Genomic DNA, 25,926 nt, shown 5'->3' with positions numbered 1-25,926 from the left:
TCGGATAGCTGCTTCGGGCCTAGCGAAAAAAGCTTAACCGCCGCCTTTCGCCACGCCTCCCCGTCGGCCTCCTGCCTAAGACTTTGGTATAGCCGCTTTCTGGCCTAGCGACCGATCTCTCTCGCGCGTCGGAGTATCACATAGAGCGCTCCCGATCCGCCATGGCGAGGGTGCGCATTGCGGACCGCTGCAATCCGCGAGGCGTGGCGAGAACTCTCCAGCCATTGCCCGATCGAGGCGCGAATGAGCCCCCGGCGCGGCCGGCCATCCCAGTCGCGATCGGTTTGCCGGGGCGGCTTTCCCGTGATGACCAGAAGAACGCGGACACCCTCGGCAATCGACTGGTCGAGGATTCGATCGAGCAGGCGCTGCGCGCTATCCAGCGTGTGGCCATGCAGATCCACGGTCCAGTCGGGAGCCGCGATGCCCCGGCGGAGACGCCGATCCCATCCTCCATCGAGCGTATCGGGGAGGGGTTTCTGCTGTGTCACGGGCGTCGAAGGAGGCACCCGCAACGGCGGAACCCTGCCACGCTGCGCTCTGGGCACGGCTGGCTCGACTGGTGGCGGCGGGGTCAGCGGCGCAGCAACCTTGCCTTGGCCCTTCGCAACCCTGCCCGGGAGCGGCTTCACAGTGGCGGTCACGCGCTGCCAGAGCGCGGCCTCGTCAGGATCGAGCCGCCTGCTCATGCCGGTCCGCCAGCCGCGCCGCAGCGGTGCGCGGGATGAGGAGCCAGGCCTGACCTCGCCCACTCATGCCGCCGGCAATGGTGCGGGCCTGCTCGCCCGCGCCCCAGAAAGTGTCGAACCGGTTCGCGCCCTTGATCGCGCCGCCCGTATCCTGAGCGACCCACAGTCCGCTGGCCTCGGGCCGGTCGAGCTGCAGGATCACCGGCGCCCCCAGCGGGACGAAAGCCGGGTCGGCCGCCACGGTCACCCGGCCCGTCACGGGCACGTTGAGCGCCCCGATCGGTCCTGCACCGGTAAGTTCACGAAAGAAGACCCAGCTCTTATTCTCGCGCATGATCGCGCGGCCTTCTTCCGGATTGGCGCGTAGCCACGCCATCACGCCCTGCATAGAAAGCTGGCCGGGGCCGAGCAGCCCACGGTCACGCATCAGCTTGCCGATGCCGACATAGTCACGCCCATTCTGCCCATCATAACCGATGCGCATCACCGAGCCGTCGGGAAGGCGCAGCCGGCCGGAGCCCTGGACCTGCAGGAAAAAGAACTCCACCGGGTCCGCCGCCCAGCCGATCTCCAGCCCCCGCCCCTTCAGTGCGCCGTCTTCGATCTCGCCGCGATCGGGATAGGGCAACAGCTTTCCGCCCTGAACGCGACCGCGGATCTTCTTGCCCTTCATGTCGGGGAAGAAATCGCCGAGATCGCCCTCGACCAGATCGGAAGGACGCTTGTAGACGGGGACATCGAAGCCGGGTGCCGGCGTGCGGGACCCGGCGATCTCGGGCTCGTAATAGCCGGTCGCATAGGCCTTGCCCCCGGCTATCTGCACCACGCTCAACTGGCTGCCGAAGAAACCGGCGGCATCGCTGTCGGGCCATCCCGCGGCACGGACACAGGCCTCCGTCCAGTCGCCCGACTGGGTGAGGCCGCTCTGGTCAGTTCGCCGCTGGAGCGCGGGACAGGAGGTGCGGAAAGCCGCAAGCGCAGCGCGGGCAGCACCGCCGTCGATGCCGAAGGTGGCGAAGGCCGGTCCGGCCAGCACGCCGCTTTCCACCGCCGTACGCGGAGCCGCAGGGGACTGTGGGATATTGCTTCCCGGACTCGTCGACGAAACGGCCGGAGGCCGGACAGCCGGCGGGGATGGAGCGGCGATCTGAGGCTTGGGAACGACGGTACAGGCCGAAAGGGCGGCGAGCGCGGACAGCCCCGCGACGAGGCGGCGGATCACGCGGCCTCGTCGGTTTCGACCAGCATCCAGTTCGGATCGTCCGCGCGCACGTGGCGGCTGAACGTCCACACGTCATGCGTGGGGACCGCGTCCGACAGCGAACCGGCGAGCACATTGCCCTCGGCATCGCGCGTAACGGCAGCGATATCGGCATCGAAACGGACAGTGACATGGGCCATCTGCCCGTTCATGCGCGCCTGCTCTATCACCGCATTCTCGATCGAGACCAGGCGATTGTCGAGCGTCTCGCCCGCTGCCTTGCGATCGTCGATCGCTGCGGAAAAGGCGTTGAACACATCATCCTCGACCAGCCGGCGAAGCGTATCGACATCTCCGCGCCAATAGGCCTCGAGGATCATGCGATAGGCCGAACGGGCGCCATCGAGGAACTGCGCGGGGTCGAAGCTGCCGTCGGCTGCCTGGATCGCGCGGACGCCGGCTTCGGCACGCGGCTCGACGGTGGCCGGGCGCGCCGGGGCTAGCGGCGCCGCGCTGTCCGGCAGGGATCGTCCGGCACCGATGGAAGCGGGCGCAGTCTCGGCGGGACGCGCGATCGTCTGCTCATGGCCCGTGCGACGGCCCAGCACGCTCCACAGGCGAAACGCCACGAAGAGGAACACCATCGCGAGAATGACAATCGTGGTCACCAGACCTCCAACACGCTACGAGAGGACAGTACATAGGGACAAAGGTGCCAAGTTTCAAATGACTCGGCCCGGCTGACCTTTCGGGTAGCCTTGGCCGGTCGCCGACAGAGGCTTGATGATGGCAATGGTGCCATTGCCCGCCCCGGCCCTGCCTGCTAGGCGCGGAGCGCATCGCCGGGCGCGGGCGGCCCCTGCTCCGGCTCAACGAACCAATGGAAAGACGTGCAATGAGCGAAGAGACGGGCGCTACCGAAACGCTGGGTAATGGCCAGGACAATCTGCCGCAGGTCGCGATGATCGCCCAATATGTCAAGGATCTGTCCTTCGAGAACCCGAGCGCTCCCGGCATCTATCAGGCGCCTGAGCAGCCGCAGATCGACGTCCAGTTCAACATCGGTTCGCAGCTCGCCGGCGAGGACGTCTACGAAGTCGCGCTGAAGATCGAGATCAAGGCGACCCAGGGCGACCTGACCTCCTACGTCGTCGATCTCGTCTATGCGGGCCTTTTCGGTATCCGCAACGTGCCCGAAGAGCATATCCCCGTATTCCTGTTCGCCGAGGCCCCGCGTCTGCTCTTCCCGTTCGCCCGCCGCGTCGCCGCCGATGCGATTCGCGACGGCAATTTCCCGTCGCTGGTCCTCGAACCGATCGACTTCGGCGCGCTCTACATGCAGCAGGCGCAGCAGCAGCAGGAACTGGCCGAAGCTCAGCCGGCCGGGGAAGCCTGAAATCAGAATGGACCCGTCTGACCGCCCTTCCCGCCCCGCCGGGAAAGGCGGCCGGGGACTGATCGCATGAGTCTGCTCAAAGCCAGCGCAACCATCGGCGGGCTGACGCTCGTCAGCCGCATCGCCGGCTTCGTCCGCGACATGCTGATGGCGCGCTTCGTTGGGGCCGGCTTCGCGTCCGACGCCTTCCTGATCGCCTGGCGCCTGCCGAACCTGTTCCGCGCTCTCTTCGCGGAAGGCGCCTTCTCGGCGGCCTTCGTGCCGATGTTCAACCGGACCGTGGCGGAAGCCGACAAGGAAGCCCCTGGACAGGGGCTGCCAGTGGCGCTGCACTTTGCCGAGGACGTGCTCTCCGTCCTGCTGCCGATTCTCATCGCCTTCACGGTGGTCATGATGCTGGCCGCCGGGCCGATCGTGTGGGCGATGACCGGCGGCTTTCGCGACGGCGGTCCCGAGAAATTCGCACTCGCGACAGAATATACGCGGATCACCTTTCCCTATCTCATGCTGATCTCGCTGGTGTCGCTGCTCGGCGGCATCCTCAACTCGCTCAACCGTTTCTGGGTCAACGCCGCCGCGCCGATCCTGCTCAACCTGTGCCTGATCGCGGGCCTTCTGTTCTTCCGCGGGCATAGCGACGTCGACACGGCGCGCACCCAGGCGATCGCCGTAACCGTGTCTGGCGCCCTGCAACTGGCTTGGCTGGTCCTGGCCTGCTGGCAGGCCGGTGTCCGGCTGCGCGTGCGCCTCCCGCGCCTCAGCCCGGAGGTGAAGCGCCTGCTCAGGCTGATCGGCCCGGCCGCGCTCGGTGCCGGCGCGGTCCAGTTCAACCTGCTGATCTCGACCACCCTCGCCGCGCGCTTCCTGCCCGAAGGATCGGTGTCCTATCTCTACTATGCAGACCGGTTGAACCAACTCCCGCTCGGCCTGATCGGCATCGGCGTCGGCACGGCGATGCTGCCCAGCCTGTCGCGCCAGCTGGGGGGCGGCGACCGGCAGGCGGCGCTGGATACGCAGAATCGTGCGATAGAACTCGTTCTGTTGCTGACTCTGCCCGCGACCGCGGCGCTCATGGTCTCGGCCACGCCATTGATCCGAGCACTGCTCCAGCATGGCGCCTTCACCCCCGCCGACACGATCGCAAGCGCGCGGGCACTTGCTGCCTTCTCGCTCGGCTTGCCCGCTTATGTGCTGATCAAGGTGCTCACCCCGGGCTTCTATGCGCGGGCCGACACGAGAACCCCGGTCCGCATCGCGCTGGTGGCGATGCTCGTGAATCTCGTGCTCAATCTGATCCTGATCTGGCCGCTTGCCCATGTCGGCCTGGCGGTTTCGACCGCGATCTCCGCTTGGGTGAATGCCGGCCTGCTCTATGTGACGCTGCGCCGCCGCGACCATTTCGCGGTCGACGACAGGCTCCGTCGGACGGGCATCCGGTTGATCGCGGCCACCCTGGCCATGGGCGCCTTGCTGTTCTTCCTGAATCCCTGGATCGATCCCTGGACCGGACGCAGCCTGCTCGAGCGCGCGGCGGCGCTCGGCGTGATGATCGCTGCGGCTATGCTGGTCTATTTCGGCCTCGTCTTCGGGTTGGGGGCCTATTCGCTGAGCACGCTGAAGGGGCAATTGCGGCGCCGCCGATGAGCGCGTCGGGGACGGCGCGCTTGACTCGGTCGGGCGTCGCCCCAATAGCCCGGCTGTCATGACTCATAAGCGCACAGTCTCGGGCATCCAGCCCACCGGAAACCTTCATCTCGGCAACTATCTCGGCGCGATCAAGCGCTGGGTACAGATGCAGGACGAGGGTGAATGCCTGTTCTTCCTCGCCGACCTGCACGCCATCACCGTGCACAACGAACCGGCGATGCTGACGAACAATATCCGTGAGATGGCGGCGGCGCTCGTCGCCTGCGGGATCGATCCCGACAAGGCGGTCCTGTTTCGCCAGCGGGACGTTCCCGCCCATGCCGAGCTCTGCTGGCTCCTCAACGGCACCGCGCGGATCGGCTGGCTGAACCGGATGACCCAGTTCAAGGAAAAGTCGGGTAAGAACCGCGAGGGCGCCTCCATCGGCTTGTACGCCTATCCGGTGCTGCAGGCGGCGGACGTGCTGCTCTATCAGGCGACCCATGTTCCGGTCGGCGAAGACCAGAAGCAGCATCTGGAACTGGCGCGCGACATCGCCACCAAGTTCAACACCGATTTCGGGGTCGAACTGTTCACCCTGCCCGAACCCGTGATCGGCGGCCCGGCCGCCCGCGTGATGAGCCTGCGTGACGGGTCTTCCAAGATGTCGAAGTCCGACCCGTCGGACATGAGCCGGATCAATTTGACCGACGATGCCGAGACGATCATGTCCAAGGTTCGCAAGGCGAAGACCGATCCGGAGCCGCTGCCGGATAGCGTCGACGGGCTGGAAGGGCGGCCGGAAGCGCGCAATCTGGTCGGCATATACGCCGCCATGACCGACACGACCCCGGCCGATGTTCTCGGCCAGTTCGGTGGCCAGGGCTTTGGCAGCTTCAAGCCGGCGCTCGGCGAATTGCTCGCCAGCAAACTTGGCCCGATCGCCGAGCGGCTGCGGGCGCTGAAGAGTGACCCGGCCGAGCTGGACGCGATCCTCGCCAAGGGGGCCGAGAAGGCGCGCACGCTCGCCGCACCGACGCTCGCCAGCGCCTATCGGGCGATGGGCCTGTAATCAGCCGGGTTCAGGCGGCACCCCGACCGGGGTGCCGCTTCCTGGCTCAAGCCTTTGCGGCTGCCTTCTTCGCCGGAGCCTTCTTGGCTGCCGGCTTCTTTTCGGCGGTCGTCTTCGCCGCCGCCTTCTTCGGAGCCGCAGCCTTTTTGGGGGCCGCCTTTTTCTTGGCCTTGGTCCCCGGCCCCTTGGCTGCGCGCGCGGCGAGCAGCTCCAGCGCCGCCTCCAGAGTCATCTCGTCGGGATTGGCGGTCTTCGGGAGCGTCGCGTTGGTCTCGCCATCGGTCACATAGGGACCGAAACGCCCGGCCATCAGCTTGACCTCGGCGTTGGTCACCGGGCTCGTGCCGAACTGCTTCAGCGGCTCGGCCTTGCCGCGCTGACGCCCGCCACCCGCAGCGGCTTCCGCCAGCTTGACCACGGCGGCGTTCATGCCGGTTTCGAAAACCTCTGCCGTCGACGCGAGGCGAGCATATTTGCCATTATGCGCCAGATAAGGTCCGAAGCGGCCGATCGACGCCGTGATCGGTTCGCCGGACTCGGGATGCGGACCGATCAGGCGCGGAAGCGACAACAGCTTCATTGCCCATTCCATGTCGAGCGCGTCGGTGCCGACGTCCTTGGGTATCGACGAACGCTTGGCATCCTTGCCGTCGCCGAGCTGGATATAGGGACCGAAGCGGCCTGCGCGGCGCGAGACCTCCAACCCGGTCTCCGGGTCGGTACCGAGCACGACAGGCCCAGCATCGGCACCCGCATCCGCAGCCCCAGCCTGGGCGAAGCGGCGCGTATATTTGCAGTCCGGATAGTTGGAGCAGGCGATGAACGCGCCGAAGCGTCCGCCGCGCAGCGACAAGCGTCCGGCCTCGCACACCGGACATTGGCGCGGATCGCTGCCATCTTCTTTGTCAGGGAACAGATAGGGCGCCAGGAACTCGTCGAGCGCCGCCGTCACTTCGGACGGCTTCTGGTCCATGACCTCGGCAGTCTTCGGCTTGAAGTCCTTCCAGAAGGCTTCCAGCACGGCCTGCCAGCCCGCCCGCCCGCCCGAGACGTCGTCAAGACTCTCCTCGAGATGGGCGGTGTAATCGTAGCTGACATAGCGCTCGAAGAAGCGCTCCAGGAAGCTCGTCACGAGGCGTCCGCTCTCGCTCGGCTGGAAGCGGTTCTTCTCGACCGTCACATATTCGCGGTCCTTGAGCGTCTGCAGGATCGAGGCATAGGTCGACGGGCGACCGATGCCGAGCTCCTCCATCTTCTTGACCAGGCTCGCTTCCGAATAGCGCGGCGGCGGCTGGGTGAAATGCTGCTCGGAATTGACCTTCTTCTTCGCGGGGGCATCGCCCTCCTTCATGCGCGGCAGGCGACGGCTCTCGTCGTCGGCCTCGTCGTCGCGGCCCTCTTCGTAGAGCGCCAGATAGCCGGGAAACAGGACGACCTGGCCGGTCGCCCGAAGCGCCTGCTGGCCGGTGCCGTCGGTCATGTCGACCGTCGTGCGTTCGAGCCTGGCCGACGCCATCTGGCTGGCGAGCGCACGCTTGAAGATGAGGTCATAGAGGCGGCCATGGTCGCCGCTGCCGGCACGGTCGCGGGAGAAATCGGTTGGGCGGATCGCCTCGTGCGCTTCCTGTGCGTTCTTTGCCTTGGCGGTGTACTGGCGCGGCTTGTCGGGCACGTAGGACGCATCGTAGCGATTGGCGATCGCCCCGCGCGCGGCGGTGATGGCGCTGCCGTCCATCTGCACGCCGTCGGTCCGCATATAGGTGATGGCGCCGTCCTCGTAGAGCGCCTGCGCCAGCCGCATCGTGTGGCTGGCCGAGAAGCCGAGCTTGCGGGCAGCCTCCTGTTGCAGGGTCGACGTCGTGAACGGCGGCGGCGGGTTGCGCGTGAGGGGCTTTGTCTCGACCGTGGCGACCGAGAAGCGTCCCGCCTCGACCGCCGCCTTCGCCGCCTGGGCATCCTGGCCGTTGCCGATCGTCAGCCGGTCGATCTTTTGGTCGTTCCAGCGCACGAGACGCGCGAGGAAGGGAATGCCGTCATGCTCCATGTCGGCGGTGATCGACCAATATTCCTGGGGCCGGAACAGCTCGATCTCGCGCTCGCGATCGACCACGAGGCGCAGCGCCACCGATTGGACTCGACCGGCGGACTTGGCGCCCGGCAGCTTGCGCCAGAGCACCGGCGACAGGGTGAAGCCGACCAGATAATCGAGCGCGCGCCGCGCCCGATAGGCGTCGATCAGATCCTCGTCGAGTTCGCGGGGATTGGCCATTGCCTCGGTCACGGCGGGCTTGGTGATGGCGTTGAAGGTCACGCGCTGGACCGTCTTGGGAAGGGCCCGGCGCTTGCCGAGCACCTCCTTCACATGCCAGCTGATCGCCTCGCCCTCGCGATCAGGGTCGGTCGCAAGGATCAGGACATCCGCGTTTTTCGCCTCGTCGGCGATCGCCTTGAGCTGGCGGGTCTTATCGGCATAGGCCTCCCATTCCATCTCGAAGCCGTTGTCCGGATCGACCGAGCCGTCCTTGGCGGGAAGGTCGCGGACATGTCCATAGGACGCGAGAACGCGGTGGCCCGGACCAAGATATTTTTCGATGGTCTTGGCCTTGGCGGGCGATTCGACGACGACAAGCTTCATGATGGTTACAGGCTATCCTCTTCGGGAGCACATAGGCCGGTGGCTTACGTACGCGTACACGTACGAAGGTGGCTAGACCGGCGGACGCTCGTCAAGGGCAGGCATCCCGGAAATGTCATGCGGTCAGGCTGACCTTGCCACCGGCGTGGCGCTCCAGCCGGCCGGCGAGTTCGAGATCGAGCAGCACGGCATGAACCGCCGGTGCATCGAAGCCACCCAGGCGGATGAGTTCGTCGACGGGCAAGGGAACGGGGCCAAGCAGACCGAGCAGCGCATCCCGTGCCGCCTCGTCCACATCCCGCTGCGGCCGGGCGACGAAGAGCGGCGTCGGCGGCACCGATACCCCGCCGATGGGCGACAGCGACTCGATGATATCCTCGGCCGACTGGACCAGCGTCGCCCCCTCACGGATCAGCAGGTTGCAGCCCTGCGCACGCGGATCCAGCGGCGAGCCGGGCACCGCCATCACGTCGCGGCCGAATTCGCCGGCAAGGCGCGCGGTGATCAACGAACCCGACTTCGGCGCCGCTTCCACGACGACCGTGCCCTCGGCCAGCCCTGCGATGATCCTGTTGCGGTGGGGGAAATGCCGCGCACGGGGCTCGACGCCGGGTGGCTGTTCCGCGATCAGCACGCCCCATTCGGCGATCTCCGCCTGCAGCCGGTCATTTTCCGGCGGGTAGACGACGTCTATTCCCCCGGCGATCACCGCCGCGGTTCCATGCTCCAGCGCCCCGACATGGGCGGCGGTATCGATGCCGCGCGCCAGGCCCGATATGACGAGCCAGCCCCGGGCGGAAAGATCGTGCGCCAGCATCCGGGCAAAGCGCATCGCCGCGCCGCTGGCGTTCCGCGCGCCGACCATGGCAACCGCCCGCCGCGCGAGCAGCGACGGATTGCCGCGCATCACCAGCAGGGCGGGCGCGCCATCGCAGCGGTCGAGCCAGGCGGGATAGTCGCCTTCGCCGCGAAAGACCTGCCGCGCGCCGAGCCGCGCCACCTGCTCCATCTCGAGCAGGGCAACAGAAGGTTCCGGGATAGCCGGCGCTGCGCCGCCATTGCGCCGGACGAGGTCGGGCAGTTCCTCGATCGCGGCGCGCGCACTCCCGAAACGCGCGATGAGCTGCGCATGCGCGACGGGTCCGACGCGCGGCGTGCGGATCAGGCGAAGCCGGGCAAGCCGCTCGTCATGATCCAGCTGGCCGGACAGCTCAGCCCTCTCCCACCTTGGGCTCGGTGCCATCGAGCAGCCGCGCGATATTGCCGCGATGCTTCCACACCAGCAGAAGCGTCATGCCGAGCATCACGAGCACAGCGTCGGACTGACCGCCCATGGCGGCCGCGATCGGCGCGGCGACGGCACCCGACAGACCGCCGACGGACGAGCGCCGACTGATGGCGAGCATGGTCAGCCAGACGATGGCGAAGGCCAGACCGGCCGGCCACCAGGCCGCCAGCGAGACGCCCAGCATGGTCGCGACGCCCTTGCCGCCGGCAAAACGCAGCCAGACCGGATAGAGATGGCCGAGAAAGGCCGCGCCGCCGGCCCAGAGCGCGGCCTCGGGCTGCACCGCGCCGGCAATCAGGACCGCCGCCGCGCCTTTTCCGCCATCCAGCAGCAATGTCGCTGCGGCCAGCCCCTTGCGGCCGGTGCGCAGGACATTGGTCGCGCCGATATTGCCCGAACCGATCTTGCGGAGATCGCCGGCACCGCCCCACCGCGTCAGCACGACACCGAAGGGGATGGATCCGAGAAGATAGCCGCCCAGCAGCAACAGGATGGTCGTCAATGACAGCATTCAGTGAACCCGTTCCCCCACATGGTTCGGTCCAGCATAGTCGATGCCGGTCGCGGCGCAACCGACGTGACCGGCAAAGGCGCCCGACGGGCGGGCTGGGCATAAGCCGTTGCGATGCCGGCGCGGGCCTCCTAAGTGAGCCGCGATGGCCGATGATCGTCCGATCCTGATGTTCGATTCCGGGGTGGGCGGCCTGTCCGTACTCGCCCCGACCAGAGCGCTGCTGCCCGCCGCTTCCTATGTCTATGTCGCCGACAATGGCGGCTTCCCCTATGGAACGAAGAGCGAGGCGGAAATCGCCGCGCGCGTGCCCGCACTTTTGGGGCGCCTGGTCGAACGCCACCGGCCCCGGCTCGTGACGATCGCCTGCAACACCGCCTCCACGATCGTGCTGGCCGCCGTGCGTGCCGCGCTGGACCTGCCGGTGGTGGGGACGGTGCCCGCGATCAAGCCGGCCGCCGAACAGTCGGTCACCCGCGCCTTCGGGGTGCTTGGTACCGATGCGACCGTTCGCCAGCCCTATGTCGACGACCTGTCCGCCCGTTTCGCTGCCGACTGCCTCGTGCTGCGGCATGGTTCCGCACGGCTCGTCGAGCTGGCCGAAGCGAAGTTGCGCGGCGACCGGACCTATGTCGACGATTATCGGGCGGTGCTCTCCGGCCTGCTCGATCAGCCGGGCGGAGAGCGCATCGACACGGTCGTGCTGGCCTGCACCCATTTCCCGCTGGTCGCGGAAGAACTGGCCGCTGCGGCTCCCAGGCCGCTGCGCTTCGTCGATGGCGGCCCGGGAATCGCGCGGCGCATCGCCCATCTGACCCAGGGGCAGTGCTGGCCCAAAGCTCCGTCGGGCGAGGCGGTGTTCACCGCGCCGATCGAAACCTCCGATGCCCTGCGTTCGGCGCTTGCGTCGCACAGTCTGGACCGGCTCTCGATCCTGTGATCGAGAATGCGCGATTCTGTGATCGGGAATATTAGGAATTGTTCGCACTGGTATTTGGCTGACCCTCGCCGTAAAAGGCCGGGTGTTTAGCCCTTTGGCGAAAGCCGGGGCGCTGGGGAGCAGGGCTCTTGGATTATCAGCGCGTATTCACCCAGGCGATCGATCGTCTGCACGCGGAAGGTCGCTACCGCGTTTTCATCGATATCCTGCGCAACAAGGGCATGTTCCCGAACGCGCGCTGTTTCGCAGGCCATAACGGTCCGAAGCCGGTCACCGTCTGGTGCTCGAACGACTATCTCGCCATGGGCCAGCATCCTTCGGTGATCGCGGCGATGGAAGAAGCGCTGCATGACGTCGGCGCCGGATCGGGCGGCACGCGCAACATCGGCGGCAACACCCATTATCACGTCGACCTCGAGGCCGAACTGGCCGACCTGCACGGCAAAGAAGGCGCGCTGCTCTTCACCTCGGGCTATGTGTCGAACGAAGCGACGCTGTCGACGCTCGCCAAGGTGCTGCCCGGCTGCGTCATCTTCTCCGACGAGCTCAACCATGCGTCGATGATCGCCGGCATCCGCAATTCGGGCTGCGAGAAGCGGGTCTTCCGGCATAATGACCTCGCCCATCTCGAAGAGCTTCTTGCTGCGGAAGATCCGGATGTGCCGAAGCTCATCGCCTTCGAGAGCGTCTATTCGATGGACGGGGACGTCGCCCCGCTGCATGCGATCTGCGATCTCGCCGACAAGTATAACGCGATCACCTATCTCGACGAAGTCCATGCCGTCGGCATGTACGGCCCGCGCGGTGGCGGCATTTCCGATCGGGACGAGGCAGCCAGCCGGATCACCGTGATCGAAGGCACGCTGGGCAAGGCCTTCGGCGTGATGGGTGGCTATATCGCCGCCGATCAGATGATCATCGACGTCATCCGCAGCTATGCGCCGGGCTTCATCTTCACGACCTCGTTGTCGCCGGTGCTGGTCGCGGGAGCGCTGGCCAGCGTCCGGCATCTCAAGGCATCGTCGGAAGAGCGCGACGGACAGCAGGCCGCCGCCGGCACGCTCAAGAAGATGTTCGCCGATGCCGGACTGCCGGTGATGCAGACCACGACCCACATCGTCCCGCTGATGGTCGGCGATCCGGTCAAGGCCAAGAAGATCTCGGACATTCTGCTCGCCGAATATGGCGTCTATGTGCAGCCGATCAATTATCCGACGGTGCCGCGCGGGACCGAGCGACTCCGCTTCACGCCGGGACCGGCGCACAGCGAAGAGATGATGCGCGAACTGACGCAAGCGCTGCTCGAAATCTGGGACCGGATGGAGATGCGCCTGGCGGCGTGATCCGCCGACGGTCACCGTCTCGCGAAAGCCGGGTTCAGGCCGCGCGGAGCTGGGATACGAAGCGCTCGGTAACCTGCTGCAGCTGGCGGGACTGGTCCAGCAGATCTCCGGCGGCGCCGCGAACCTGGCTCGACAGCTGACCCGCCTCGCTCGCGACCGCCGCGACGTGATTGACGCGGGCGAGCATTTGGTCCGCATCCTCGGCCGTATGGCGCGCATTGGCTTCGAGCAGTTGGGCGGTATCGCGTTGCGCCGCCAGCATCTCACGTATCCGCGCGGCAGCGACGCTGAGCTCCTCCACCACGTCGAGCACGTCCCCCAGAGAACTTTCCGCGACACGCGCGCCGGCGTGAACACCGTCGATCAGCGCACTGATTTCCTCGGTCGCGCGCGAGGCCTGTGTTGCCAGGCTCTTTACCTCGGTGGCGACGACGGCAAAGCCCTGCCCGGCCTCTCCGGCGCGGGCCGCTTCGATCGTCGCGTTCAACGCCAGCAAATTGGTGTTCGATGCGATAGACTGGATCTTGCCGGTGAACTCGCCAATGTCGGTGGCGCGTTCCGAAAGCGACCGCACCGCCTTGTCGCCGGTGGCGGAGTTCGCCCGCGCCCGGTCACTAAGCTGCGCCTGCCGGTCGACGCTCGCCGCAATGCCGGATATCGAGTGCGAAAGATGGCCGACGCTCTGCGCTACCGTGCGGGCGGCATCCGACGCCCTCGCGGCCTGCAGTGCGACAGCTGCGCTTTGGTGGCTGCTGTCATGGGCGAGTTCGTTGAGCGCCGATGCCGCCGCTTCGAGCTGGAGCGCCGCGTCTCCGAGCGAGGTCACCACCCCGTGCACCGACGATTCGAACTCGCCGGCAAGCGCCACCAGCTCCTGCCGGCGGGCAAGCTGCAACTCCTGCTCGCGCTCTTCGCGCCTGCGCCGCTCCGCAGCCGTACGCGACTCGGCCGCCGCGACTGCCGCCAGCGCCCGCTCGGCCGCATCCTGCGCCGCACGCGCTTCACCTGCTGCGGCTTCCGCCTCGCGCGCAAGGATATCGCTTTCGTGCCGCGCCTGTCCCTGGCGGATCAGCAGATCCGCGAGCTGCATCCCGATATGGCTGAGCAGCGCGCATTGCAGAACGACGGCGGCGCCGTGGACGAAGACGCGCATGAGATTGCCGTCACCGGAAAACACCCATTGGGGTGCCACCACATCGAGAATCAGGTGATGGAGCGCGACAAGAGCCGATGCGAGGACGATCGGCCGCCAGTCGCAGAGGATCGTCAGGCTCGCCAGCGCGACGAAGAAATACATGTGCATGTCCATCTGCCACTGATGACCGGACATGCTGTAGACTAGGATCGCCGGCTGCGCGGCCGCAAGCGCGCCGACGATCATCCTGCTCTTCGCGTCATGCCGCTTCCGCACCACGGCGCGCATGGGTAGCACATTGACCAGGGCCGACAGCAGGACCGCCATAGGTGAAGGCGCGAGCAGTCCGAAGGACATTGCCAGGGCCAGCAGCGCGGTGAAGGCGGCGCTGCTCCAGCTGATCAACTTGATCCCGCGCTGGCGCAGGACGTCGAGTTCGACAATACGCATCGGATCTCCGGTAACGACCGCCGGCACTGCGAATCGGACGATCCACGGTTCCGGGCGGAAATCTCGGCTTCCTTCCTAGGCTTACGGGGTTAGCGAATGCCTAATGCGGCCATGCACCAAGAGGCTGGAGCGATTTTCGGCCTGACGTCGACGTCGCATATTGCCGCCCGCGACGCTTTCGCCTATATCACGCTCACCTCTCGACATTGGAAACTCTGACGAGGCCGGTAGCGAAAGCTTCCGGCGCAAGAACTGCTGCGTTTCAAACAGGAGCCATGATGGCGGATATCGCCGCGCTGACCACGTTGATCGAGCCCGAAGCGAAAGCTCTGGGGCTGGAGCTCGTGCGCGTCGCCTTTTTCGGCGGCAAAAGCGATCCGACGCTGCAGATCATGGCGGAGCGTCCGGATACGCGGCAGCTGGACATATCCGATTGCGAGGCGCTTTCGCGGCGCATTTCCGAGAAGTTCGACGAATTGGACCCGATCGAGGAAGCCTATCGGCTTGAGGTCAGTTCCCCCGGCATCGATCGCCCGCTGACCCGCGTTCAGGACTGGATCGACTGGGCCGGCTTCGACGCACGGGTCAAGCTCGCCTCGCCGCTCGACGGCCGCAAGCAGTTCGACGGGCGCATCATCGCGAGCGATGGCGACTCGGTGACTCTCGGTGTAAACAAATTGGGTGAGGTGGCGGTACCGCTGGCGCAGATCGCCAGCGCGAAGCTGATCCTGACCGACGCTCTCATCAAGGCCACCGCGCCGCTCTCGACCGAGGGCGCGGACAAGATTCAACTGGAAGGATAAGTCGTCATGGCCACCGCCATCTCCGCCAACCGGGCCGAGCTTCTCGCAATTGCCGACGCCGTCGCCCGCGAAAAGCTGATCGATCGCGAAATCGTGATCGAGGCGATGGAGGACGCGATCCAGCGGGCTGCCCGCGCACGCTATGGCGCCGAGAACGATATCCGCGCGAAGATCGACCCCAAGAGCGGCGACATGCGCCTGTGGCGCGTCGTCGAGGTGGTCGAGCAGGTCGACGACTTCTTCAAGCAGGTTTCGGTCAGCGACGCTCAGAAGCTGCAAAAGGGCGCGGAGATCGGGGATTTCATCGTCGACCCGCTGCCCCCGATCGAATTCGGCCGCATCGCCGCGCAGGCAGCCAAGCAGGTGATCTTCCAGAAGGTCCGCGATGCAGAGCGTGAGCGTCAATATGACGAGTTCAAGGATCGCGCCGGCGAGATCATCACTGGCGTGGTCAAGCGCGTCGAGTTCGGCCATGTCGTCGTCGACCTGGGGCGCGCCGAGGGCGTCATCCGCCGCGACCAGCAGATTCCGCGCGAAGTCGTTCGCGTCGGCGATCGCGTCCGCAGCCTGATCCTGAGCGTCCGTCGCGAGAATCGCGGCCCGCAGATCTTCCTGAGCCGCGCGCACCCCGACTTCATGAAGAAGCTGTTCGCGCAGGAAGTGCCCGAAATCTACGACGGCATCATCGAGATCAAGGCCGCCGCCCGCGATCCGGGCAGCCGCGCCAAGATCGGCGTGATCAGCCACGACGGTTCGATCGATCCGGTCGGCGCCTGCGTCGGCATGAAGGGCAGCCGCGTTCAGGCGGTCGTCCAGGAAATGCAGGGCGAGAAGATCGACATCATCCCCTGGTCGCCCGACACCGCGACCTTCGTCGTCAACGCGCTGCAGCCTGCCCAGGTCTCGCGCGTCGTCATCGACGAGGAGGAAGAGCGCATTGAGGTGGTCGTTCCCGACGACCAGCTCAGCCTCGCCATCGGCCGCCGGGGCCAGAATGTCCGTCTCGCCAGCCAGCTGACCGGCAAGGCGATCGACATCCTGACCGAGGCCGACGCCAGCGAGAAGCGCCAGAAGGAGTTCATCCAGAACTCCGAGATGTTCCAGAACGAGCTCGACGTCGACGAGACGCTGGCCCAGCTGCTCGTGGCCGAGGGCTTCGGTGCACTCGAGGAGGTCGCCTATGTCGATCTCGACGAACTCGCCTCGATCGAAGGCTTCGACGAGGAACTGGGTGCAGAGCTGCAGAGCCGCGCGCAGGAGGCCCTCGAGCGCCGTGAAGCGGCCGCTCGCGAGGAGCGCCGGACGCTGGGCGTCGAGGATGCGCTCGCCGAGCTGCCCTATATGACCGAAGCCATGCTGGTCACGCTGGGCAAGGCAGGCATCAAGACGCTCGATGACCTTGCCGATCTCGCCACCGACGAGCTCATCCAGAAGAAGCGCGCCGACCAGCGCCGTCGCCAGAACGACCGCGGGGACCGTGGCGATCGGGGCGATCGCGGCGGCGAAGACAGCAACAAGGGTGGCGTGCTGGCCGAATATGGCCTGAGCGAAGATCAGGGCAACGAGATCATCATGGCGGCCCGCGCCCATTGGTTCACCGACGAGGCCTGATCGCACATGCCCTTCGTCGACATCCGCATCGCCGGCACAGCCAGCCGCGCCCAGAAAGCCGCCATCGTCGCGGACGTGACGGCGAGCCTTGGCGTGCATCTTGGCAAGCCGGCGAGCGCGGTCCAGGTCACGATCACCGAGGTGTCGACGGAGAATTACGGTGCGGGCGGCATACTGATCGCCGATCGTCCGGCCAGTCCAGCGCAGGAGGTCGCTTCTGCGAATGGCCCACGATGACCATGATCCGCTAAACGCCGCGACCGCCGCACCTCGCCGTTCCGGTGGGGGCAGGCAGGCCGCGCCTGAACGCAAGTGCATCCTGTCGAACGAGCGCGACTCCCCCGACAGCTTGATTCGCCTTGCCTTGTCGCCCGATGGGGCGGTTCTCCCCGACCTGAGGGCGAAGGCCCCCGGGCGCGGCGCGTGGATCGGCGTGGATCGCCCGACGCTTGAGACGGCGCTCGCCAAGGGCAAGCTCAAGGGAGCCCTGTCCCGCGCGTTCAAGACCGGCGAGATTACCATCGCGCCCGATCTGCCCGAACGCATCGAGGATGGCCTGCGCCGGGCCGCGCTCGATCGCCTCGGCCTGGAAATGCGCTCCGGCTCGGTGCTGACCGGCAGCGACCGGATCGCCGATGCGGCGCGACGTGGACAGCTGACGCTGCTGATCCACGCCGCCGACGCCTCCGAGGACGGCAATCGCAAGCTCGATCAGGCCTATCGCATGGGGCTCGATGCCGAAGGCGAAGACCTGCGCGGGGTAGTAATTCCGGCGGATCGCACCATATTGTCGATGGCGCTCGGGCGCGACAATGTGGTACATATAGGTGTGACTGTGCCGGCATCCGCCGCGCGCGTCGCAGACGCTTTGAGCCGCTGGTGCGGTTTCATTGGACGTTCGGAAAGCGCTACAGCCTTGCGGAACCTCTCCGCAGGGTCCATCCGCGCTACGGAATTTTGAAGTTCGAAGTGAAGGGTTCGGTTACCAGATGAGCGATAACGACAAGCCGAAACTGGGAATGCGCGCGCCGCTGGGCCTCAAGCGCACGGTCGAGACGGGTCAGGTGAAGCAGAGCTTCAGCCATGGCCGGTCGAACACCGTCGTCGTCGAGGTCAAGCGTCGCCGCGTCCTCGGTCGGCCGGGCGAAGCCGAGCCCAACGTGGTCGAGGAGGTCGCGGCACCCGCGCCCGCCGCCCCGGCGCCGGCCCGTGCGCCAGCTGCTGCGACCCCGCCTGCACCGCGCCCGGCGGCTCCGCCGCCTGCAGCGCGCCCCGCGCCCGCACCGATCACGCGCGCGATGTCCCCGCTCGAGCGCCGCGAGATGCAGGAGCGTCTGCTGCGCGAGGCCGAGGAAGCTCGGATGGCCTCGCTCGAAGAGACGCGTCGTCGCGAAGAGCGTGCCAAGGCTGAAGCCACCGAGGAAGAACGCCGTCGCGCAGAAGAGAATCGTCGCGCGGAGGAAGAGGCCGGACGGACAGCCGTGGAGCCGGCGTCCCAGCCTGCGGTGGAGGAGGCCCCGGCCCCCGCACCCGCGCAGGAGAACGCATCCGCTCCGGCAGCGCCTGCAGCCGAGACCGCCGCACCGGCCGAGCGCCCGACCAGCAGCGTTCCCCCGCCCCGTCGCTTCACCCCGGTAACCCCGGCCAAGCGCCCCGAGCCGCCGCGTCCGCAGCAGCGTGACCGGAAGGGCGACGATCGCCGCCAGTCGGGCAAGCTGACCGTGACCCGCGCGCTGGACGACGACAGCGGCGCCCGCGCGCGTTCGCTGGCAGCGCTCAAGCGCGCCCGCGAAAAGGACAAGCGGGCCCACCAGGCCGGCACGGTCCAGCAGAAGCAGGTCCGCGACGTGGCCGTCCCCGAGACGATCACCGTCGGCGAGCTCGCCAACCGCATGGCCGAGCGTGGCGCGGATCTGGTCAAGGCGCTGTTCAAGATGGGCATGCCCGTCACCGTCAACCAGTCGATCGACCAGGACACCGCCGAGCTGCTCGTCACCGAGTTCGGTCATAACATCAAGCGCGTGTCCGACTCCGACGTCGACCTCGTCACCGCCGACGACGTGGATTCCGACGACACGCTGGTCACGCGTCCGCCGGTCGTCACGATCATGGGCCATGTCGACCACGGCAAGACCAGCCTCCTCGATGCCCTGCGCGGCACCGACGTGGCATCGGGCGAAGCCGGTGGCATTACGCAGCACATCGGCGCCTATCAGGTGCAGGTGAAGAGCGGCAGCAAGATCACCTTCCTCGATACGCCGGGCCACGAAGCATTCAGCGACATGCGCGCACGCGGTGCGAACATCACCGACATCGTCGTGATCGTCGTTGCGGGCGACGACGGCCTGCGTCCGCAGACGATCGAGGCGATCAGCCACACCCGTGCGGCGGGCGTGCCGATGATCATCGCGATCAACAAGATGGACAAGCCGGGCTCGAACCCCCAGCGCGTCCGCGAAGCGCTGCTGCAATATGACGTGCAGGTCGAAAGCATGGGCGGCGACGTCCAGGAAGTTGAAGTTTCGGCACTGAAGAAGACCGGCCTCGAAGAGCTGATCGAGAAGATCGAGCTTCAGTCCGAACTGCTCGAACTCAGGGCCAATCCCGACCGCGCGGCCGAAGGCACCGTCGTCGAGGCGACGCTGGACAAGGGCCGTGGCGCCGTCGCGACCATCCTGATCGGACGCGGCACGCTCAGGGTCGGCGACATTTTCGTCGTCGGCGCGGAGAGCGGCAAGGTCCGTGCGCTGATCGACGACAAGGGTCGCAACGTGAAGGAAGCGGGACCGTCGCTGCCCGTCGAGGTTCTGGGTCTTTCGGGCGTCCCGAGCGCCGGCGATCAGCTGTCGGTCGTCGAGAACGAGGCCCGCGCACGCGAGGTCGCGGCCTATCGTGCCGGCGTCATCCAGCAGAAGCGGACCACCGCCGCCCCGGCCAGCCTCGAATCGATGTTCTCCGCCCTGCGCGAGCAGAAGGCGCAGCAATATCCGGTCGTGGTCAAGGCGGACGCCCAGGGCTCGGTCGAAGCTATTGTCGGCTCGCTCAACAAGATCTCGACCGATCTCATCCAAGTCCGCATCCTGCATGCCGGCGTGGGCGGCATCACCGAGAGCGACGTCACGCTGGCGGCAGCTTCGCGCGCGCCGATCATCGGCTTCAACGTGCGCGCCAACGCCAAGGCCCGCGAGATTGCGACGCGCGACGGCGTCGCCCTCAAATATTATGACGTGATCTACGATCTTCTCGACGAGATCCGGGCAGCGATGGCCGGCCAGCTCGGTCCGGAATATCTGGAGCATGTCGTGGGCCGCGCCGAAATCCGCGAAGTCTTCTCCGCGGGCAAGCACGGCAAGGCCGCCGGTCTGCTGGTTCTGGAAGGCTATATCCGCCAGAAGCTGCGCGCTCGCATCCTGCGCGACGACGTCATCATCTACAACGGCTCGATCTCGTCGCTGCGTCGCTTCAAGGACGACGTTCCTGAGGTTCGCGCCGGCCTGGAGTGCGGTATCACGCTGGAAGCCACGACCGACATCAAGCCCGGCGACATCGTCGAGACCTTCGAGGTCGAGGAGCGCGCACGCACCCTGTAAGGGTGCGGCCGGGCCGGGTCCTGCCGATCGCACCATGCCGGGCGTCGTAATATGCGCGTCCGGCATGGCGCCGTCCGGCCGATGACCTCATATCAGCGGGAAAGGTTCAGCCATGCGGCGCAACGAGACACAGGAAGGGCGTTCGGTTCGCCTGCTTCGCGTCGGCGAGCAGGTTCGCCATGCGCTGTCCGACATCCTGGCGCGGGGCGAGGTGCATGATGACGTGCTCGCCCGGCACATGGTATCCGTGACCGAGGTCCGGATGTCGCCCGATCTGCGCCACGCGACCATCTTCGTGAAGCCACTGCTCGGAACCGACGAGGAGGCCGTACTCAAGGCGCTGCGCACCAACACCGCCTTCCTCCAGAGCGAGGTGGCCCGCCGCGTGAACACCAAATATGCGGCGAAGCTGAAATTCCTGGTCGACGAGAGCTTCGACGAGGGCAGCCATATCGACAGCCTGCTGCGCGCACCGACCGTAGCGCGCGACCTCCATCGCGATGAGGCGTCCGAAGGCGAGTAAGGCGCCCGCCTTGCTCTCAGCGAAACGCGCGACGCCGCTCGACCGCATGCGTCTCGGCGGCATGAAGCAGCTGTTCCAGATCCTCCACATTGACGTCGAGCAGGTCGGGATAGTCGTCTATTGCCCGCAGCAGATCAGTCCGGGTGAACTCCAGGGGGCTGGTGACTGCCACCGGGCGCGCCGTCGCGACATGCGGATAGCTGTGCCCTGAAAAGCGGTGATAGGCCCAGGCCGCGAGGAACAGCAGCAGCGTGCCCACCGCCACCGGCATCACCACGAACGCATAGCCGCTCGCCATGGTCTCCGGAGCTCCCAGCACGGCGGTCAGCGCGACCGCTCCGCCAGGGGGATGAAGGCAACGCAGCAAGGCCATGCCACATATAGCGCCACCGACCGCCAGGCCGGCAGCCAGCCACGGATCGAGCCCCATATGGGCGACCGTTACTCCAATCAGCGCAGACACCAGATTGCCCCCGAACAGGGCCCAGGGCTGGGCCAGAGGGCTTGCAGGAACAGCGAAGACGAGGACCGCAGCGGCGCCCACCGGCGCGATCAGCAAAGGCCCATGGCCGCTGCCGACCAGCCGGTGCAGCAACCAGGCGAAGGCCGCGATCCCGACGAACGCACCCACCCCCGCCACGATGCGCTCATTGGTCGCGCGATCTCCGGCCAACCGTCCCAGGGCGCGCCGGAGGTGCGCGAAGGCGGATGATGCCGCGCCGGTGATATTGGAGCTCATCCGCCCGCCTATTCCCCGAAAGGGGCTCCTCCGCCAGCAAAGACTCTTTAAGCCGAGCCAATCCCCGCTACTGTCGGCAGCCGGGGGGTTGGCGCTCGCGACGATTGCTGCGACGCCGACGGACGCTAGGATGGGGACATGGCGAAACTCTATTTCTATTATGCCGCGATGAATGCGGGCAAGTCGGCCACCCTGTTGCAGGCTGACTTCAACTATCGTGAACGGGGCATGCGGACGCTGCTTTTCACCGCCGCCTTCGACGACCGGTTCGAGCCCGGCAAGATCACGTCGCGGATCGGGCTCTCCGCCCATGCCGCTGCGATCGACGAGGATACCGACCTGTTCGAGGAGGTAGGCATCGAGATAGCCGAAAGTCCCGTTCATGCGGTGCTCGTCGACGAAGCCCAGTGGCTGACCCGTGCGCAGGTCTTCCAGCTTGCGGCTGTGTGCGACGAACTCAATATCCCCGTCGTCGCCTACGGCCTGCGGACCGACTTCCAGGCGAAGCTCTTCCCGGGCAGCGCGGCGCTGCTCGCGATTGCCGACACTCTGGTCGAATTGAAAGCGATCTGCGCCTGCGGTCGCAAGGCGACGATGAACCTCCGGATCGACGATCAGGGTTACCCCGTCAAACAGGGCGAGCAGATCGAGATCGGCGGCAATGAGCGCTACGTAGCTCTATGCCGGCGGCACTACGCCGAACAGATGGGCCTGCGGCGGGGCAGCGTGGTAGAGTAACGCTATCGCTACACGCGATTGGCAGTCGGAGGCGGGACTGGCCAGATATTCTCGCGCGCCATGTGTTCCAGTGCTGCAAACTGACAACCAACTTCGCGGGTCGGCCGGCACACGCATGACTGATGCCCGACAATCGCCCTGCGCCGCTTGAACGCCTCGATCATCCACTGCGCATCACATAGGGAAAGCGAGCTCTTATCCGCTTGTAACAAGCCGCTTGAATAGATAATGCGACTCGTTCTCATTAGCGAATATTCAGGGGGTCCGTTTGTCTTTGCGCCGTTTCATCCTTCTTGCATCCGCTGCGCTGGGCGCATGCCCGACACTCGCCGGCGAACTCGACGCCAACGCCGGCGGCGATATCGGCGTCGGCCCCGGCGACGCGATCATCGTCACCGGACGCGTCCAGCGCCTCTACCGGGCTGAGGAAACGACGGTCGGCAAGGCTGCCGAAGATCCCATGAACATTCCGCAGGCGCTGCAGGTCATCAATTCGGATCTTTTCGCAGACCAGGGGGCCCGCGACGCCACCGACATCTATCGCAATATCTCTGGCGTCAGCTTCTTCAGCTATGCCGGCGTGACCTTCCGGGGCTTTAGGCAGGACCAGTCCTTCTACGACGGACAGCGCGGCAATCCCTTCATCGGATTTTCCGTCCCGCAACTGTTCAACATCGAGCGGGTCGAAGTGCTCAAGGGCCCCGCGGGGCTATTCTTCGGTCCCGGATCGCCGGGCGGCATCATCAACTATGTTTCGAAGACGCCGTCCGATACGCCATCGCTGCGCATGGTCGCGACCGCCGGAAATTATGATCGCATCGGCATTTCGGCAGAAGCCACCGGGCCGGTCGATGCCAATGGCATCGTCACCTATCGCCTCGGAGGATTCTATGAATCGATGGATCCTTACCGCGTCAACACGCAGAACAAGTCCCGCATCGCCGACGGCGGGATCGCCATCAAGACCAATGAAGGCGGCAAGCTCACACTCCAGGCGGCGATCTACGACAATTATCTGAGGGCCAACCGCCTGCGCGGCGTCCTTACCGACGATGCCGGCAACTTCCTAACCGACATCCGCTGGAACGCCAACGAACCCACCGACTTCCTGCACCTGAAGAGCCAAGCCTATCAGGCCAGATATGCGACTGCGATCGGTGAGCGCGTGACCTTCGACGCTGGGGTACGCTACTTCAAAGCCCGCGAGGTCCAGCAATATCACGAGCCACGCGGTCTCGATCCCAATAATCCGGACCTCGTTCGCCGCGAATTTCGCGATCAGATCCGTCCCGTCAATGGCCTGTCCTTCATGACAAATGCGACAGCGCGCATCGACATTCTCGGAATGGAGCACAAGATTCAGGCGGGCGCCGACTGGTATGACGAGAAGAATATTCTCGACTCGCGCATCCTGCGTACCGGCGTCACGTCGCTCAGCCTGTCCAATCCGATCTATGGCACCTCCTCGACCGATACCGCACGCGCCGCACTGCTGCCCTTCACGCGGACCGACACGCGGACCAAACGCAAGGGCGCCTATTTCCAGGACCAGATCAGCCTGATGCAATCGCTGCTGCTGGTCGGCGGCGTGCGTTATGACAATTTCCGCGATGGCGTGACCACCAGCACGGGGGGCACGGTCAGCAGCCGCCCCACCTACAAGGACGACGACGTTACCTTCCGCACCGGCCTATTGTTCAAACCACGCTCGGACATCTCGACCTATGTCAGCTGGTCGGAGAGCTTCGAGCCGCAGTCTGCGGCAAGCCAGGACCGCAACGCTGGTGGTCCATTTGCACCCGTCACCGGCAATCAGATCGAAGCTGGTGTGAAGACGCAACTGTTCGGCGGCCGCCTTCAGGCCGACGCTGCCGTCTACCGGATCCTGCGCCGCAACATCCTGCAGGTCGATCCTTCACTCCCGCCGGTGAGCGGCGTCGATCAGCTCGCACCGATCGGAGAGGTGACCAGCAAGGGCTTCGAGTTCGACCTTGCCGCCGACGTGACGCCCGACTGGGTTGTTCTCGTCAACTATGGCTATAACGACACGAAGATTACCGGCACCGTCGCCGGACAGGCGATCACCAATGCCGTCGGCAATCGTTTCGCCAACGCCCCGAAGCACAAGGTCGGATTCTGGACCCGCTATCAGGTGAAGGCGATCGAAACGGCTTTCGCATTCGGTGGCGAACATGTGTCGCGGCGGATCAGCCTGTCGGGACAGACCGTGAAGCCTTACACCATCTTCGATGCCTCGATCATCAAGGGGCTTGGCTTTGCCGAGCTTCTGCTCAGGGTCGATAACATCTTCGACAAGACCTATGCGGCCTCCGGCTTCAGTGCCCAGAGCGGCCATTTCCCCGGCGAGCCGCGTACTTTCCTGGCCGAGCTACGCGTCCAGTTCTGACCGTGGAGCAGTCGCGCACGCAAAAGCCCAGATCGCTATGGTGGCGGGTCCACAGCTGGGCAGGATTGAAGCTGTCCATCTTCATGACCTTCATCCTCGCCACGGGAACGATCGCCGTCTTCGCCCATGAGCTCGACTGGCTGGTTACACCGGCGATGCGTGTCCAAGTCCAAGAGCGTCCCGTCGCGAGCTGGGGTGCACTTGCCGAGGCCGCAGCAGCTGCCGAACCGTCCGGGCGCCTCCAGATCCTATATGCGCCGATCGACCCTTGGTTTGCCGCAGAGGCCTGGGTCGAAGTCGGCAAGGGCAGCCCGCGCAGGGTCTATCTCGATCCCTGGACCGCCAGGGTGACCGGCACGCACGGATGGGCGAACGTTCACCGCTTCCTGCGGCAGCTCCACCGCCATCTCATGCTGCCGACACGGATTGGAATTCCCATCGTCAGTTCGCTGGCGCTGCTGCTGCTGGCGTCGCTCGTCACCGGAACCATAACCTATAAGAAATGGTGGCGCGGCTTTCTGCGCATGCCGCGCCGCGGGGACACGCGGCGCTTGAACGGCGACCTTCACCGACTGGCAGGCTTATGGTCCCTGTGGTTCGTCGCGCTCATCTCGCTGACCGGATTGTGGTACTTGGTGGAAACGCTTGGCGGCAACGCCGCCGTCCCGAAGCTTCCCGAAATCGCACAGGGCGCCTCAACTCGCCCTCCGACAGGGCGCGCGCTAGACCATCTGGTTCATATTGGCCAGCAGGCCCGCCCTACACTCGATATTCGGGAGATCCGCTTTACCAGGGAGAACGGCGTGATCCTGCTCGGCCAGGACCAGGCCTGGCTGGTCCGCGATCGCGCCAACGGGCTGGTGCTCGATCCTAACAGCGGCGCAATTCTGGCCGAGCTCGACGGTCGTGATCTCTCCGTACATCAGCGCGTTTCGGAAATGGCCGATCCGCTGCATTTTGGAACATTCGGTGGGCTGGCCACCAAGGCTATCTGGTTCATCTTCGGCCTGATGATGACCGCACTCTCGGTAACGGGCACCATCATATACGCCAAGCGCGTACAGAAGGCGGATCGAGCGGAAGCGAGCGCCACAAGGCTCGCCTGGTCGGGCATGGGCCTGTGGGCCTATGTCGCCGTCGCGCTCATCATCATGGCAATCATATTGACGCCGGGCGCCATCGCCGAGGCAAGCTGAGCGACTGCTCTCAGGCAACGGGACTGTCCGACT

At 65.9% G+C, this 25,926-nt stretch carries 22 protein-coding genes; 14 read left to right on the top strand and 8 right to left on the bottom strand.

The window, feature by feature from the left end:
* Window positions 1-104 precede the first annotated feature (104 nt).
* The 3 genes from G6P88_RS16605 to G6P88_RS16595 are packed head-to-tail and all read right to left on the bottom strand — an operon-like array spanning window position 105 to window position 2,558.
* Window positions 105-689, bottom strand: a complete 585-nt coding sequence (locus G6P88_RS16605; RefSeq protein WP_165324173.1) for a Smr/MutS family protein — start codon at window positions 687-689, stop codon at window positions 105-107.
* Window positions 667-1,908, bottom strand: a complete 1,242-nt coding sequence (gene mltA, locus G6P88_RS16600) for a murein transglycosylase A (protein WP_425594497.1) — start codon at window positions 1,906-1,908, stop codon at window positions 667-669. Before mltA ends, G6P88_RS16605 begins: the two co-directional genes overlap by 23 nt.
* Window positions 1,908-2,558 (bottom strand): Tim44/TimA family putative adaptor protein, encoded by a 651-nt coding sequence (locus tag G6P88_RS16595; protein WP_165324171.1) that lies wholly within the window; start codon window positions 2,556-2,558, stop codon window positions 1,908-1,910. The genes mltA and G6P88_RS16595 overlap by 1 nt, the downstream gene beginning before the upstream one ends.
* Window positions 2,559-2,785: 227 nt before the next feature.
* On the opposite strand from G6P88_RS16595, the gene secB reads away from it, so the two are divergent.
* The 3 genes from secB (at window position 2,786) to trpS (ending at window position 5,984) form a co-directional block, all read left to right on the top strand.
* A complete protein-coding gene (secB, locus tag G6P88_RS16590) occupies window positions 2,786-3,286 on the top strand; it encodes a protein-export chaperone SecB (RefSeq protein ID WP_165324170.1) in 501 nt (166 codons plus the stop codon).
* Window positions 3,287-3,352: 66 nt separating this feature from the next.
* On the top strand, window positions 3,353-4,930 hold the full coding sequence (murJ, locus tag G6P88_RS16585; protein ID WP_165324169.1) for a murein biosynthesis integral membrane protein MurJ: 1,578 nt from the start codon (window positions 3,353-3,355) through the stop codon (window positions 4,928-4,930).
* A gap of 58 nt (window positions 4,931-4,988) precedes the next feature.
* Window positions 4,989-5,984, top strand: coding sequence for a tryptophan--tRNA ligase (gene trpS, locus G6P88_RS16580; protein ID WP_165324168.1), 996 nt, complete (start codon window positions 4,989-4,991; stop codon window positions 5,982-5,984).
* A gap of 46 nt (window positions 5,985-6,030) precedes the next feature.
* Here the strand turns inward: trpS and topA are convergent, their stop codons facing one another.
* The 3 genes from topA to plsY all read right to left on the bottom strand — a co-directional run bounded on the left by topA (window position 6,031) and on the right by plsY (window position 10,418).
* Window positions 6,031-8,619: a type I DNA topoisomerase gene (gene topA, locus G6P88_RS16575; protein WP_165324167.1), complete on the bottom strand. Its 2,589-nt coding sequence runs from the start codon at window positions 8,617-8,619 to the stop codon at window positions 6,031-6,033.
* A gap of 115 nt (window positions 8,620-8,734) precedes the next feature.
* A complete protein-coding gene (dprA, locus tag G6P88_RS16570) occupies window positions 8,735-9,862 on the bottom strand; it encodes a DNA-processing protein DprA (RefSeq protein ID WP_165324166.1) in 1,128 nt (375 codons plus the stop codon).
* Window positions 9,831-10,418, bottom strand: a complete 588-nt coding sequence (plsY, locus tag G6P88_RS16565) for a glycerol-3-phosphate 1-O-acyltransferase PlsY (RefSeq protein WP_165324165.1) — start codon at window positions 10,416-10,418, stop codon at window positions 9,831-9,833. Before plsY ends, dprA begins: the two co-directional genes overlap by 32 nt.
* 145 nt (window positions 10,419-10,563) lie before the next feature.
* Between plsY and murI the strand changes: the two genes are divergently transcribed.
* Window positions 10,564-11,358 (top strand): glutamate racemase, encoded by a 795-nt coding sequence (gene murI, locus G6P88_RS16560; RefSeq protein WP_165324164.1) that lies wholly within the window; start codon window positions 10,564-10,566, stop codon window positions 11,356-11,358.
* A gap of 128 nt (window positions 11,359-11,486) precedes the next feature.
* Window positions 11,487-12,701 (top strand): 5-aminolevulinate synthase, encoded by a 1,215-nt coding sequence (gene hemA / locus G6P88_RS16555; RefSeq protein ID WP_165324163.1) that lies wholly within the window; start codon window positions 11,487-11,489, stop codon window positions 12,699-12,701.
* Window positions 12,702-12,735: 34 nt separating this feature from the next.
* Here hemA and G6P88_RS16550 read toward each other — a convergent pair whose 3' ends face one another.
* Window positions 12,736-14,286, bottom strand: a complete 1,551-nt coding sequence (locus G6P88_RS16550) for a methyl-accepting chemotaxis protein (protein WP_165324162.1) — start codon at window positions 14,284-14,286, stop codon at window positions 12,736-12,738.
* Window positions 14,287-14,564: 278 nt separating this feature from the next.
* Here G6P88_RS16550 and rimP point away from each other — a divergent pair, with 278 nt between their 5' ends.
* From rimP to rbfA, 6 genes are all read left to right on the top strand, one after another.
* Complete coding sequence (gene rimP, locus G6P88_RS16545) at window positions 14,565-15,089, top strand: ribosome maturation protein RimP (protein ID WP_165325252.1); 525 nt, start codon at window positions 14,565-14,567, stop codon at window positions 15,087-15,089.
* Between the two features lie 6 nt (window positions 15,090-15,095).
* Entirely contained in the window at window positions 15,096-16,700 is a 1,605-nt protein-coding gene (gene nusA / locus G6P88_RS16540) for a transcription termination factor NusA (RefSeq protein ID WP_165324161.1), read from the top strand.
* 6 nt (window positions 16,701-16,706) lie between these two features.
* Window positions 16,707-16,937, top strand: coding sequence for a tautomerase family protein (locus G6P88_RS16535; protein WP_165324160.1), 231 nt, complete (start codon window positions 16,707-16,709; stop codon window positions 16,935-16,937).
* The gene (locus G6P88_RS16530; RefSeq protein ID WP_165324159.1) at window positions 16,924-17,661 is read left to right on the top strand and encodes a DUF448 domain-containing protein; all 738 of its coding nucleotides are present in this window, start codon (window positions 16,924-16,926) and stop codon (window positions 17,659-17,661) included. Before G6P88_RS16535 ends, G6P88_RS16530 begins: the two co-directional genes overlap by 14 nt.
* Window positions 17,662-17,689: 28 nt before the next feature.
* Window positions 17,690-20,290: a translation initiation factor IF-2 gene (gene infB, locus G6P88_RS16525; protein WP_165324158.1), complete on the top strand. Its 2,601-nt coding sequence runs from the start codon at window positions 17,690-17,692 to the stop codon at window positions 20,288-20,290.
* 112 nt (window positions 20,291-20,402) lie between these two features.
* Window positions 20,403-20,813, top strand: coding sequence for a 30S ribosome-binding factor RbfA (rbfA, locus tag G6P88_RS16520; RefSeq protein ID WP_165324157.1), 411 nt, complete (start codon window positions 20,403-20,405; stop codon window positions 20,811-20,813).
* Window positions 20,814-20,829: 16 nt separating this feature from the next.
* On the opposite strand, the gene G6P88_RS16515 is transcribed toward rbfA, so the two are convergent.
* Window positions 20,830-21,552, bottom strand: coding sequence for an HPP family protein (locus tag G6P88_RS16515; protein WP_165324156.1), 723 nt, complete (start codon window positions 21,550-21,552; stop codon window positions 20,830-20,832).
* 138 nt (window positions 21,553-21,690) lie between these two features.
* Here G6P88_RS16515 and G6P88_RS16510 point away from each other — a divergent pair, with 138 nt between their 5' ends.
* The 3 genes from G6P88_RS16510 (at window position 21,691) to G6P88_RS16500 (ending at window position 25,893) form a co-directional block, all read left to right on the top strand.
* The gene (locus G6P88_RS16510; RefSeq protein ID WP_165324155.1) at window positions 21,691-22,290 is read left to right on the top strand and encodes a thymidine kinase; all 600 of its coding nucleotides are present in this window, start codon (window positions 21,691-21,693) and stop codon (window positions 22,288-22,290) included.
* A 274-nt stretch (window positions 22,291-22,564) separates the two neighbouring features.
* Window positions 22,565-24,697: a TonB-dependent siderophore receptor gene (locus G6P88_RS16505; RefSeq protein WP_226946614.1), complete on the top strand. Its 2,133-nt coding sequence runs from the start codon at window positions 22,565-22,567 to the stop codon at window positions 24,695-24,697.
* Between the two features lie 2 nt (window positions 24,698-24,699).
* Complete coding sequence (locus tag G6P88_RS16500; protein ID WP_226946613.1) at window positions 24,700-25,893, top strand: PepSY-associated TM helix domain-containing protein; 1,194 nt, start codon at window positions 24,700-24,702, stop codon at window positions 25,891-25,893.
* Window positions 25,894-25,926: the final 33 nt, after the last annotated feature.

The sequence above is a fragment of the Rhizorhabdus phycosphaerae genome (assembly GCF_011044255.1).
Lineage (GTDB): Bacteria > Pseudomonadota > Alphaproteobacteria > Sphingomonadales > Sphingomonadaceae > Rhizorhabdus > Rhizorhabdus phycosphaerae.
This window is presented reverse-complemented; position numbering and strand designations above follow the sequence as displayed.